16 protein-coding genes are annotated in these 12,756 nt (G+C 33.4%); 1 reads left to right on the top strand and 15 read right to left on the bottom strand.

Annotated elements, in window-relative coordinates; translation table 11 throughout:
* Positions 1-246: 246 nt before the first annotated feature.
* The 11 genes from ACH0QE_RS04490 to ACH0QE_RS04440 form a co-directional block, all read right to left on the bottom strand.
* The gene (locus ACH0QE_RS04490; protein ID WP_415799496.1) at positions 247-1,284 is read right to left on the bottom strand and encodes a DUF4030 domain-containing protein; all 1,038 of its coding nucleotides are present in this window, start codon (positions 1,282-1,284) and stop codon (positions 247-249) included.
* The gene (locus tag ACH0QE_RS04485) at positions 1,244-1,774 is read right to left on the bottom strand and encodes an RNA polymerase sigma factor (protein ID WP_415799495.1); all 531 of its coding nucleotides are present in this window, start codon (positions 1,772-1,774) and stop codon (positions 1,244-1,246) included. The genes ACH0QE_RS04490 and ACH0QE_RS04485 overlap by 41 nt, the downstream gene beginning before the upstream one ends.
* A gap of 226 nt (positions 1,775-2,000) precedes the next feature.
* Entirely contained in the window at positions 2,001-2,243 is a 243-nt protein-coding gene (locus tag ACH0QE_RS04480; RefSeq protein WP_415799493.1) for a hypothetical protein, read from the bottom strand.
* A gap of 153 nt (positions 2,244-2,396) precedes the next feature.
* A complete protein-coding gene (locus tag ACH0QE_RS04475) occupies positions 2,397-2,888 on the bottom strand; it encodes a hypothetical protein (protein WP_415799492.1) in 492 nt (163 codons plus the stop codon).
* Between the two features lie 144 nt (positions 2,889-3,032).
* Complete coding sequence (locus ACH0QE_RS04470) at positions 3,033-3,449, bottom strand: hypothetical protein (protein WP_415799491.1); 417 nt, start codon at positions 3,447-3,449, stop codon at positions 3,033-3,035.
* A 72-nt stretch (positions 3,450-3,521) separates the two neighbouring features.
* A complete protein-coding gene (locus tag ACH0QE_RS04465) occupies positions 3,522-3,986 on the bottom strand; it encodes a UPF0158 family protein (protein ID WP_415799490.1) in 465 nt (154 codons plus the stop codon).
* A 178-nt stretch (positions 3,987-4,164) separates the two neighbouring features.
* Positions 4,165-4,515 (bottom strand): hypothetical protein, encoded by a 351-nt coding sequence (locus ACH0QE_RS04460; RefSeq protein WP_415799488.1) that lies wholly within the window; start codon positions 4,513-4,515, stop codon positions 4,165-4,167.
* Between the two features lie 419 nt (positions 4,516-4,934).
* Positions 4,935-5,153 carry a helix-turn-helix domain-containing protein gene (locus ACH0QE_RS04455; RefSeq protein ID WP_415799487.1) on the bottom strand — a complete coding sequence of 73 codons (219 nt, stop codon included), beginning with the start codon at positions 5,151-5,153 and terminating at the stop codon, positions 4,935-4,937.
* Between the two features lie 9 nt (positions 5,154-5,162).
* On the bottom strand, positions 5,163-5,639 hold the full coding sequence (locus tag ACH0QE_RS04450) for a DUF2975 domain-containing protein (RefSeq protein WP_415799486.1): 477 nt from the start codon (positions 5,637-5,639) through the stop codon (positions 5,163-5,165).
* Positions 5,640-5,923: 284 nt separating this feature from the next.
* Complete coding sequence (locus ACH0QE_RS04445) at positions 5,924-6,490, bottom strand: histidine phosphatase family protein (protein ID WP_415799485.1); 567 nt, start codon at positions 6,488-6,490, stop codon at positions 5,924-5,926.
* Positions 6,491-6,632: 142 nt separating this feature from the next.
* On the bottom strand, positions 6,633-7,364 hold the full coding sequence (locus tag ACH0QE_RS04440) for an alpha/beta fold hydrolase (RefSeq protein ID WP_415799484.1): 732 nt from the start codon (positions 7,362-7,364) through the stop codon (positions 6,633-6,635).
* 724 nt (positions 7,365-8,088) lie between these two features.
* Between ACH0QE_RS04440 and ACH0QE_RS04435 the strand changes: the two genes are divergently transcribed.
* Positions 8,089-9,519 (top strand): IS110 family transposase, encoded by a 1,431-nt coding sequence (locus tag ACH0QE_RS04435; protein WP_415782377.1) that lies wholly within the window; start codon positions 8,089-8,091, stop codon positions 9,517-9,519.
* Between the two features lie 190 nt (positions 9,520-9,709).
* Here ACH0QE_RS04435 and ACH0QE_RS04430 read toward each other — a convergent pair whose 3' ends face one another.
* From ACH0QE_RS04430 to ACH0QE_RS04415, 4 genes are all read right to left on the bottom strand, one after another.
* Positions 9,710-10,117 (bottom strand): hypothetical protein, encoded by a 408-nt coding sequence (locus ACH0QE_RS04430; protein ID WP_415799483.1) that lies wholly within the window; start codon positions 10,115-10,117, stop codon positions 9,710-9,712.
* A 114-nt stretch (positions 10,118-10,231) separates the two neighbouring features.
* Complete coding sequence (locus ACH0QE_RS04425) at positions 10,232-11,047, bottom strand: lipid II flippase Amj family protein (protein WP_415799482.1); 816 nt, start codon at positions 11,045-11,047, stop codon at positions 10,232-10,234.
* Between the two features lie 113 nt (positions 11,048-11,160).
* Positions 11,161-11,580 carry a GNAT family N-acetyltransferase gene (locus ACH0QE_RS04420; RefSeq protein WP_415781893.1) on the bottom strand — a complete coding sequence of 140 codons (420 nt, stop codon included), beginning with the start codon at positions 11,578-11,580 and terminating at the stop codon, positions 11,161-11,163.
* Between the two features lie 442 nt (positions 11,581-12,022).
* On the bottom strand, positions 12,023-12,451 hold the full coding sequence (locus ACH0QE_RS04415; RefSeq protein ID WP_415781894.1) for a GNAT family N-acetyltransferase: 429 nt from the start codon (positions 12,449-12,451) through the stop codon (positions 12,023-12,025).
* Between the last annotated feature and the right edge of the window lie 305 nt (positions 12,452-12,756).

Genomic DNA, 12,756 nt, shown 5'->3' with positions numbered 1-12,756 from the left:
GTAGAAGAGGTTTACTTTTATCCAATTTCATCACCCTAAATTAAATTTAGGTTTAGTTTATCTTGTTCAGTTACAATCATACCTTCTTCAACTAAACTGCTCCTTTCGCACAATAAGAAAAGGCTTCCGCAACGACAGCCCGGACCTTTCAACTCACGCACCCTATAGTTTAAGTACACTTATTCACAAAGTTAATTAACAAAAACAAGAGAAGGACGGAATCTAAACACGTCCTTCTTTCTCTTTTTAATTTACTATTTTATTCTCTTTATTATAGATAGTAATATGGTACGAATCATTTCCTACTTTCGACTTCATTTCTTCAGACTGAAGAAAGTCATTTATCACTTTTTCAAGCTGTTTAGCAAAATCCCTAGTATTTTGGGTTTCCCCTGATAGCGTTATGAACGCCTGAATCTCCGGCTCTGGATGAATTGAATATCCAACCATCCTAACTTTGTATTCCTTTTTACCAAGTATGTCTTCACCTACCAGGTCAAGAATCCCTCTCCATCTTTCATCCATTTCCAATTCAGCCATATCAATATTCTTTACCTTTAAAGAAACATCACTTATACCATTATCTCTCAGGACATCTTTCACGATTTGTTCCATTTTACTAATTCTAGTCTCTGTGTCGGGAATGCCAATTTCCAGCTTTTTCGGAAGATCGTAACTCATCTCCAGGACATTATAACCCTGTGTTTTTAACCTTTCTTTAATATCATCTATAATTTCAGCGTGTTTTAACTCTTTTTCACTGAGCCTCTCCTCAATTTCCTTTGGTCTCGACAGGACTACTTTTACTTTATATGCATCATAATTGCTAGAATTTAATATATTCGACGCAATTTGGCTAACATCATTTTTCACTTGATTAAAATATTCCTCTGAACCATCTACACTTATCATAATTACCTTTTCAGGATATGATACACCTGCTGTAACTTTGTAACCTTTTGCTATAAGTTCCTCCGATATTTGTTCTATAATACCAAACTTATTTCCAAGAATTTGTCCCAAAAAAGGAACTTTAGCTACAACCTGTGCTATAGCCGGTGATACAAATGCTGAACCAATAAATAGAGATAAAACAAGAACTGCTGCACCACTTAAAGAGAGGACTTTATTAAAACGAACTGCATAACTCCTTTTATTTATTGTTACACCATCGTTATCTCCCTGATTCAATTCTAACCTGGCAAATGTGTCTCTTTTAAATTGCTCAATATCAACTTTATGTTTAAAGTAACTTTTTGCTGACTTTAAAACCTTTTCTTCCATAGCCATCCTCCTTAATTTTAGTACTTAATAATTTGCGACCACGGGCAAGTCTAGATTTAACTGTCCCAATATTAAGATTTAAAATTTGTGAAATTTGCTGAATGGAAAGTTCCTCGAAATAGAAAAGAATAATGGGAATACTGTAATGTTTCGGGAGATTGTATACAGCATTATGAATTTCTTCTTCCTGAATATTTCTGATGTATAATTCTTCAGTGCTTTCCTGCCGGCTTTCAGGTAAAAAGTCCGATATTAATTCTCTCCAGGATTTTCGAAATGAGCTTTTGCATTCATTGATAACTATCCTTGCTAGCCAAGGAAAAGGCCCCTCTTTATTCTCTAAACTCTCCATTGATTTATAAGCCTTAATAAATGCATCTTGTACACAATCCTCTGCTTTAGGCCAATCTTGGACATAAGTATAAGCGAGTCTAACAAGACGTTGCGTATAGGTATCAATCCACAATTCCAAGTCCTCTTTCTTATCCAAGAATTTGCCTCCTTTCATCTTCATTTTTGGTTTTCAAATGTATGATGCAATTACCCAAGAAAAGGTTCCATTTTTTTATCGTAATGAAAAAAGGACTAAAACCAATTACGTTTAGTCCAAATTGTTCGCTTGTTCAACTAACCTGCATCGTTTGTTCAAAAAGGAATTCAACAAAAAAGGTGCCTAATCCTTCCTGGATCAACGCACACGTTAATTCAATAAGAAATTACATTGTTATTAACATCATTACACCTACAAAAACAACTCCAATGCTTATTAAAATTAAAACAGTTTTAGCAAACCACCACGGAAAAATGCTCATAATCAAACTGAAAATAAATCCAAACAAATCGTAACTACCGCCAGAAAAGTTGTCTTTTTTGTGTTCATCCTTTGAATATTTAAAAATTGTTGCGAACAATGCTATTAGTCCAAATATTATCATTCCAAACGCAAATATATAATCCAAGTTATCACCCTTATATTAAGTTCAAAAAGATGGTCATTTTATTATTGCCTTACAAATCATCTCAATTCATTGTTAAATTAAACTGCATCGTATGTTCAATAAGGCATTCAATAAAAAGGTGCCTCAATCCTTCGTGATTCAACCTCGTATTGTTTAAGAATTTTGCTTAATCATTTCTTCCACATAAGTAAGTAAATTACTGTATTGGCAGTTTCCTTTCAAAAGCTTCGAAACTATACTTAAAGGTAATATAACTTTATCCTTCTTTTTAGAATAAAGTACACTCTGTGTCTTATTAACACTATGCAATTCATTGAGATTGGGAGAATAATTTTCTACAGAATCGGATTTATACCAGTGATAATCTTGGTTGACATTACTTTTAATAACTTCACCTACATATGCACCTATACGAAGCACTAAATTATCAAAATGCTTACTTAAAAGTTCAGTGCCAAACTCCGTACCCATTAATCTTTTTGTGTACATATCAATATATCGAACACTTTCAATAGTAAAGTCTAAATTTCTTTTAGTAAGGTTCTCTTTATCCCAGGAATCATTGAATACATCCTGATACATTAATTTGGCAATGCCTTTTAAATCGTCTTTTTGTAATTTTGCCTTATTGAAAACATTAAACATAAATTAGGATTTCTCCTTTATCAATTATCTACGAGCGTAGCTATGATGATTATACCTTATTGAGCTATCCTGCCCGTTTGTTCAATTAGGAATTCAAAAAAATGAAGGAAACCCTACCTGGATATACGCACCCTTAGTTTAATATCAACTTTTACTCTGCAACTTTATTACATCTTGTTTATCTTTAAATTTTATAGTTAGTTTATATTCATCTTCTTCATATGTCTCAAAATTCACAGTACCAACTAAAAAAGAAATGACGTTACCTTCAATTTTTGTTTCCATATCTCCTACATTCCCTGTAATCAAACCATCGCTACTTTCAAATTCAATATCAATATTTTGTATATCTTCCTGTGATAGTTCTATGTCTTTCGATTCAATTTCAACCCAATTTACTTTTTTTTCATCATACAATTCTGGATTGTAGATGTAACTTACATTCCAATATTCTCCTTCACCATAAAAGATTACTTCATCAGAAACAACAGTTTGTGAGTTTGATGAACAAGCCGTTAAAATTATTATAAGAAAAATAGCAAACAACACTCTCAACTTCATTATAAAAACCCCTTGTAATAATAAGTTGCCTACATAATAATAACCATTCTTTTCTTGTACTAACCTGCTGCTTTACTTTAATAAGAAAAGGTGATTACCCTTTGGTCCAGTAATCACCACCTGCCATTTCTTTTCACGGTATGAATGCCATTGAACTTCTATTTCAAAATCTATTATTTTGTCCTTAAACCTTCTAAAGGCACCCTTTCCCTTAATTGCCCTAAATAAGGATTCCTGCTTCCGTTGATCACATACTGTTAAGCAAAAGTTTTCCATTACTTCATATTCATTCACTTCATATTTTGTGGGTAACTCTATATAATTTTCAAAATTTTCAACCACATCAATTGCAATCATTCTATTTTCTTGTTCCCATTCAGGTAAATGATCAAATGGTTTTTCGTCTTCAGCAGCTCTCAAGTCCTCCGATGTTACTAACACTATTTCACCAGTAGTAATATTTAGTAATGAACGTGAATCTTCAAACTGTATTTCCATTTCTACAATTATATCTTTAAGCTTTACTTGAATGCTCATAATAAAGTTCACCTTCCATTTTTTCTAGTGATACATAAGTTAATCAACAATAAGATGTAAGAGTGCCTCACAGAATAGTTTAGCCGGAAATTCCTGCTTATCAACAGTCAAAGATGCATTTATTTAACTACATTAAAATTTAATGATTTATTTAATCTTTCTCTGTTATCGGATTTCTCTAGCTAAGGTCATCTTTTTTTATAGCGTGCTCAGCTTCAATTTCCTCACTTAACTCTGGGAACTGTTTCTTAAAAGATTTTACAATCTTTGTGGTTTTACTGAATACATATTTTTTTACCTCACCATAAGGAATCCATATCTCTCTATTCTGAATCTGTGCATATAGGGATGAAGTAACTATATCGCGTTGATTAGGAGGTAGTTTCTTTGTTGTACGTCTTTCTTTCATCTTTTTGTGGTATAGCTTATAAAGTTCTGCTGCGATCCATTCCTTTTGGCTATTTTTCAGTTGTGTAAAACGTTTGTTTGTTTGAAGAACCTTTCCGTTTACTTTGATATGATTTTTCATTAAGAATCGTCCTTAAGTCATTATTAGTAAATTTTAATTTTAAGATATTGTTGTTATCTCACACTCACTTTTGACTTTCGAATACTTTAAACGGTATTTATTGCTGTTAAGGTTAAGCTTTTAAATTATCAGCACAATAAACCTCTGTAAAAAGCACCAATTTGGTGCTTTTTACAGAGGTTTATTCGATATTTTAATCGTTTATTAAGGCATTTTTTGTTCAACTATACTTCATCCGTTTCTTCAATAAGAAAAGCCGCCGAAATGGCAGCTTATTCATAAACTCTTGCACCCTTATGTTTAAGTACATCAGTTCACAAACTTATCCACTTTTCATCTAAAACAGGAATGCTGAGCAGCAGTTCCTTTATTATTCCTAAACTTAGCCCCCGTAAGTTAAATTTAAAACTTCAAAACCTTTATGAAGTTGCCTCTTCTTTTGTATATTCTAAAATATCACCAGGTTGACAATTTAAAGCCTCGCAAATTCCTTCTAAAGTTGAGAATCTAATAGCTTTTGCTCTTCCATTTTTCAAAATTGAAAGATTAGCCATTGTAATTCCCACCCTTTCCGAAAGTTCGGTAACACTCATTTTTCTTTTAGCTAGCATTACATCGATATTAATTATAATTGACATTTTACCACCTTAAATAGTTAATTCATTTTCAGATTTTAGTTCAATTGCACTACTTAACAAATGCTGTAGAACAGCCGAAAAGTACGCAATAATTAGACTGGAAAACATTATTGTAATACCTATAATAGCAATGCCAGGATGCAAAGCGTTCAAGACAGCCAATATAATAATTCCTATTACATATAGTACCGATATTGTGATTGCACAAACCATAATATGTCTTAACGGCATAACGCCTAATTCTGAAAAGGCTTTTTTGTTCTTTATAACATCTAAGAGATTGTATGACTGGTACAAAGCGAAGAAAAATGGTATCGCTGAAAAGTACAACCCAATTAGAACAGGATATTTTAAAAATGCAAACTCTGGATACGTACTTGCTGTATATCCAGCAAGTGAAGGTAATGCAAAGATACATAAGCTTAAAATTACAATGGCAATAATAAACACTGCTGATTTTAAGAAGGTTATTGATCCTCGTTTCATAAGGCACCTCATTCATTTTATTTACAACCATATTATTACAATTTTTATTGATAATCAATATGTTTTTACTGATTATCATTGTTTTTTTGTTTAAATATAAAAAGGACTTTTACTCATAAGAGAGAAAAGTCCACAAATAATTCACCAACAATTTTATCCTTATTCAACTCTTTGCTTCGTTTGTTCAGTAAGAATCCAATAAAAAAGGCGGCTAATCCAAACTGGATCAACGAAACCCGCCAGTTTTCGGAAGAAAAGTAATTTTTATTGGTTAACACCGAAATTTATCCCCATATTCTTTGAACCTTCACTAATTCCTTTTCATTGAATTCCATTCTATAAATATCAGGCTTTGATGTACTATGTAAAAAGTTTAAGTCATAAGAGGTATCGAAATATCCCATCATCAAGGTCATAACAGCTCCGTGAGTACCTATTAATATTTTGTTATCTCTAAAGGTTTCTAAAAGTTCATTTAAGACTTTTATAGCTCTTTTTTGACAATCAGCATTTGATTCTCCTCCCTCTAAGGAGAAATCAGATTCGGAAAATGACTTTTCCAAAAGTGGACCTAATTCTTTATCAGAAAGACGATTGCCTTCAGATGAAAATATTCTCTCTTTTAAATCTTCAAACACTAAAACTTCTTCTCCTATTTGTTGAGCTAAACTTTCGACAGTTAAGATTGAGCGTATGTATGGACTTGAAACAACTACATCAATTTCTTCATTTTTCAATATGTCAGTCACTCTCTGAGCATCTAAATAACCTTTTTCAGTTAACCCTCTTGTTCTTTCATTTCCTTCTTTTGGAGATTCACCGTGTCTCACCATATAAACAAAGGTACTCATAATATATACTCCCCCCAACAAGTTCCTCTTTTTTCTTGTTCAACTATCCTTGTTCGTTCGTTCAATAAGGAGTTCAACAAAAAAGGGTGGGTCAATCCTATGTGAATCTTGCACTTTGAGTTTAAGCATAAATCTTCACAATCTAAACCTTTTTATTCTCAACTAACTTTTTTATTGCAGAGACCACTACTTCCGGTTCGTCTTTTTGTATATAGTGAGCACTATTTTCTGCAATGATCATTTCTCCATCTGAGGATATTTCAAGAATCTCTCTCTGCATTTCATTCCATAACCCTTGTGATTCGATAGAATAATGAGCTTTCTTACCCGCTGAAAGAACAATTAATGGTACGTTTAATTTTTTTCTAGTTTCTTTTAATTGCTTAAGGCTTTCCATAAATTCATCATAATTTCCTTCGTAAACGAATTGCTTGTTATATGCTTGCTGAAAATTTTGTGACATCGTGGGGAGAAACCTTTCTCTGTAGTGTTCAGGCGTAGAATCAATCAGGACTAAACCACTAACTTCATTTGTATATTCTGTAGCAAACATCCGCATATTAACTCCACCAAATGAATGACCTACTAATATGTAGGGAGGTTTGATTTGGGCTTCACTAAGTAGTTCCTTTAATTCTTTCACCATTTCACGGCTGGTTCTGGGGTTACTACTTTTTTCACTTTTCCCAAGTCCAGCTCTATCATAAATTAGAACACTAGAGAGCATTGAAATCTCCCTTAATACTGAATTCCAGGCCTTAGAAAAATCTCCATATCCAGCATCCATTATTACTGTTGGCTTTCCCTTATTCTTTCCCACTAATTTAGCATATAGTTTACAATCACTTATTTGTATAAACATTTCTTTATCCATTGGTTCATTCCTTTCGATTGGAAACCTCTATTTAGTAAAAATATTACATCTCACTTCTTCTTCAACTAACCTGCTTCGTTTGTTTCTGTAGTGCTTTTACTAATTTTAATTATGTTTATAAACACTACATACTACCGATAGGTATGGGTTTTAAATCTTAGTTAATAGAAAAGAATTATGCAATTTTACTATTTTTAATTATAATAAAAACGCCAGTGTACTTTTGTATTGAACGTGGGTTCCCAAATGGTGAAACTCTACCGTTTGTTTGAGGACACTGGTTTTTTTATTTCTTTTTTTGCTTTAGAATAGAGGTGTGCAGTGACCTTTATAGTGATTCCGACTTACTGGAATGGGGCTAATATTTAGACCTCTAATATTGATGTGGGGCACTCCACTTACACAAGTACACGGCACTGCACTCCAATTTAATTACTCAAATCCAATCCTGTATTTTTTTACAGGGTTTTTTGTTTTTATAGGAGGAATTATGAAGGTTTATGTCGTAATTTATTTTTTGTTTAAGAGACTATATTGAAGAAAAACAAAAACAATATAAAGCAGTTGAAACTCTACCGTTGATTGGAGCTAGGAAACTAGACTCTTGTGTTAAATATGAGATTTAATATCTGGCGATATAATCCTGACATACTACATTGGGCGTAAAGCTCTCACAGAAACTTGGATAGTCAGATATGTCATACTGCGGCTAGGAGGAGAAATGATGAACACTACCATTACTCCATTTAGTTATGGAAACGACACGCATAACAATCAAGGACAGCGTAAGTTTTATCAGTTTTATGTCGGCATTGATATTGGAGCGAGCTTTCACGTTGCATCCTGTATTCCGTTTGATGCATTCTTGGATCCTAAAGGCATTGCCTGGAAACGGACGAAGACAATGAAATTCAACTCCGATAGTGCTGGTATAGCTGAGTTTTTAGATGCTTTAGGAAAAATTGAAGAGCAGTTCTCTCTTACTCCAAAAGACTTTTTAATCCTTTTGGAACCAACAGGAGGGCACTATTCATATCTGGTACAGCAAGTTTTACTAAATAAAGGTTATGACCTATTTCAAGTTGAGAATAGTGCAGTAAGTGAATTTCGCCAAAAAAACTTAGGCATCTCTGAAAAGACGGACTCAATGGATGCCAAAGTAATGGCATATATGGGGTGGCATAAACAACTACATCCCCATATGCAAGGTGTAACACTTATAAGACCTCAATCTGTTCTTCAATCCTTATTTAGGACTGTGATGAGGGACAGATGGTATTTAAATGTACAACTAACTCGTCGAAAGAATCAGGTTCAACAGCTCTTAAAAGTCACTCATCCTGATTTAAATAAAGCATTTAAGAGCCTATCTAGCACCTCTGTATTGAAATTAGTCTTAGAGTACCCTACGGGTCTTCATATGAAAGAAGCGACAGCAGAAGAGATGTATAATGTTTTATTGAAAGCTGGTGCAAAAAGTGTAGCTAAACAAGCAGCGAACACATTGGCTAAAGTAATGCCTAATACAATCGCAGTTCCAGCTGAACATCTTGTAGAAAGGCAAAAATGGGTTATAGAAGAAGCCTTGAGACTCGAAAAAAGCCTCAAGCTTATTGACCAAGAGATTCATAAACTTTTGTGGGGAGACCCTGACAAAGGAATAGATCCTCACCCTTATACAGAAATTTTAATGTCCCTTCCATTTGTGAGTGAAAACATCGCTTGTACTTTGATTGGTGTCATAGGAGACGTTGAACGATTTAGTACATACAAAGAGTTCAAGAAATATCTCGGTGTTTCTGCGGAAAACAAGCAGTCAGGAACATCAGTAAATGGCACAAGACAGACATACAGCGGTGTTAGAGATGCCAGGAGAGTCCTATATCAAATCGCCTTAATAATTTTGGCGAACGGACAAAAACAGCCTACCGTCTTTAAAGCATACTATGACCGTAAGGTAGCCGATGGAATGAACAAGAAAAAAGCAATAGGACATTTATGCGGTAAAATAGCGGCCCTTATTTATACAGTCTTGAAAAACAGAGTGATATACGATCCAGTCACTCACGCTAAAGCTTGTGGAGTGGCTTTCGACAATCTATATATTAAAAATAACAAAAATAAACCAAAGCAAATTAATCAAAAAAATGATTAAAAGTTATAAAACCCTAAGTACTTTAAAAGGAGTGGAAATCACCTATTATTTGTAAATTCTAGGTGGTTTCTCCTCTTTAAAAATGAATCTTGATTTTTCAAAGCACTACACTACATTCAATAAGGTATTCAAGAAAAAGGCAGTTAATCATTCTGGATTAACACACCCTTCAGTAATAAATTCAACAAACTTATTTAATAAACCGAACTAAAGTTTTATTTGGAATACGGATGTTATTTACATCGAAGCTATTAAGCTGGAGGATTAGCTCTCCTTCCCGCTTGTCAGCTTCATCCCCAATCCAACAGCTATACAGTTCGAAATAATCTCCTTGTTCAAGATATTCATCCATAATTTCACACAATCTGAAGAGCTTGTTCTTTGATTCAGCATTTAAACTTTGGTTATTATATTTGGAAATTTCAATCCCCCAATCAGTAGATACTTCATAAATAAAAGCAGTGGTAAAATGGTGGCTCTTTACTTTTATTCTATGATCTTCATCCGAGAAACTATTTCCAAATATTAATATATCGTCTGAATTCTTATCACTTAGTGGGATTTCAATGTTACAGCCAATATAACTTGCTAAACTCAACCAAAAGTCCTCCTTTCATAATCCTTTCCTTTCTCTTCTCTTTATTCTGAAGATTGGATAATGAAAATATTATGATTTTTTATTAAGCTAACCTGCGTCGTTTGTTTAATAAGCTTAAATCCACTCAGCAAACCAAGCGACATAGTACGCAGCTGGAATAAATATTAACTGGGCAGCTATCGTTCCAACCAATTTGGAGCTAACCATTGTCAAAGAATAACTTTTTAAGTAGATATACTGACTTTGATTATTAACCACCCTATCAGCCAAAACGGATGCTTTTGGATCTACAAATAAGGTCAGAAGAATAGTCGCAATTCCATTAATAATTCCCGAAGACATCAATGCAGCCTGGGCATAATCACTTGGGACTAACATTGAGGCGTAAATCGAGGAAAGAACACCTGTCGTAAACACAGCAGAAATAATAACATTAATTAAAAAAAGACGTTTAGGAATGGTCTTTAAAGTTATTCCTTCAAGGTATGACCATCTTGGCATCCTTGCACATTTGGCAACCTTTCTTAACCCAGATAAATTGAATTGTTTAATAAAAAGTGAAACTAATGAACCACGCTCTTTGGATAGTTGAACAATTGCTCTTGAGAAAATATTGATAAAAGTGGGGAACAAAACGATTCCAAGTAAAACACCTATGGAAGTGACACCGATTAAAATTCTATATTGTTCTTCAATGAACTGGAGTTTATTTGTATCGGGAGCTTCAGCAATGAGTTTAGCAGTTAAGGGTTGCTGTATCATTGTTGAAAACCTTGAAATAATCACTAAGGTGCTGAATAATGACAAGGCAGTAGCAATTAACTTTATCCTTGCCCCTGAAATTCTTGTAGAATATGCTAATGTTTCTATCGTCGTTACGACCAATAAGAATACAGATATTAATATGACTTTGTTTGTGATTAATTCCATAATTTGAACTCCTTAGAAAACATATATTACCTGTATTATAAATGAAATTTCATCTTTGGAACTAATTTACATAAATTATCTTGTTGAACTAACCCTGTTTGTTGAACAAGAACTTATTTAGATTTAAAGTAAATGATTTCAGGGTCACCTTCATCTAAATTTTCAATATACCCACTTTGTATGAATTCATTTGCTTGGAAAACTTCTTGCATTCTTTGATTTGATTTATTGGTTGAAGAGAAAATCTTCTTTGTTGGGGAAACGTTTATAAAATACTCTATAAGCGATGTAGCATATCCTTTTCGCCTTTCAGCTGGTATAACAATTATCAGTGAAATGAAGGCACAATCAAAAAAATGAGTATCGAATATTAAATATCCCACGATTTTATTCTTATCATTAGCAACTATACATCTCTTTTCTTCAATTGCTTTCCTAATATATTCATATCTGCTATTGTTGCCGATTACTTCCTCATCAATTTTCACTACATCATCTAAATCAATTAATTGAGCCATTTCTAAAGATTTCAAAATACAATCTCCCTTAACCTTTTTAATTACTAATTTCGTTACTGCGTAAAACAAATCCTTCTTGAGCTAAACTGCATCGTTCGTTCAATAAGTTCAACAAAAAAGTGCGGTAATCCTTCCTTGGACCATCGCACCCCGTCAATACAACAAACCCTTACTTCCTATTATCTTTATCTTCATCAATGCTTTCTCCCCATTTAAAACCAGACTTACCCAAATAATACAGAACAGTTACGGAAGAAAAGACAGCTAATATTGCTATAATAAGTTCCATTTTAAGCCCCCCATTGTTCATTTTCCCCTTTGTTTAAATACGTATGTCAAAGAAGAATGTTACATAAAAATTTGCAGGCCTTTTAAACTAACCTGCCGCGTTTGTTCAATAACAACGCTGCCTGTTCTTATGCTATAAAGATCACTTGCCCTCTAAGGGTAAAATGATTTATCGATAAGATAATTTCTTTTTTAGGTAATACTGCTGATTTTCTTTGTTTGGATGTCCTTCAATTACACCGACTATCTCATAACCATTTTTTTGATAGAAGTCCGGGGCTTGAAAGCTAAACGTATCAAGTTGAATTAGTTGGCACCTGTTTTCTCTAGCTATTTTTTCTATACGGTTTAATAACTCTTTCCCATAACCATTACCCCTAAGCGATTCATCAACCCATAGGAAATCAATATGTAAGTTATACCAAAAAATTGTTCCTGTTATGCCACCTAATATTTCTCCTCCTTCATCCCTAAGAATAAAGCTAATATTCTTGACTGGATGTTTTACATCATCAGGTAGCTTAGAAAGATTATGTTCAATTACTTTCTTTCGAATGTATTCACTATCTTCTTGAACCCATTGCTGAGTTATTATCATAATTTCACCTCCATCACTTTTGCTTGTTCAACTAAACTGCTTCGTTAGTCGAATAAGGAATTGCTGCACGTGCTCAGTAAGGAATTCAACAAAAAAAGGCCGTTAATCCTGCTGCCGGATCAACGCACCCGTTACTTGAATATAGTTATTAGTGTGGTATTGAATTAGCTCCAAGATAAAAAGCCATAAATATACTAAAACAACCTAATAAAAAGAGAATTGTAAGGACAACCTTTCTGCCTATTTGTCCAATGAAGTATATATTCACTAAAAAGAAAAAGATAGAAGAACTTAAAAATATGAAT

It is taken from the genome of Mesobacillus sp., assembly GCF_047739415.1.
In the GTDB taxonomy this organism is placed as follows: Bacteria; Bacillota; Bacilli; order Bacillales; family Cytobacillaceae; genus Mesobacillus.
The sequence above is the reverse complement of the archived record's forward strand: the minus strand, read 5'-3'. Positions and strand labels throughout refer to the sequence as shown.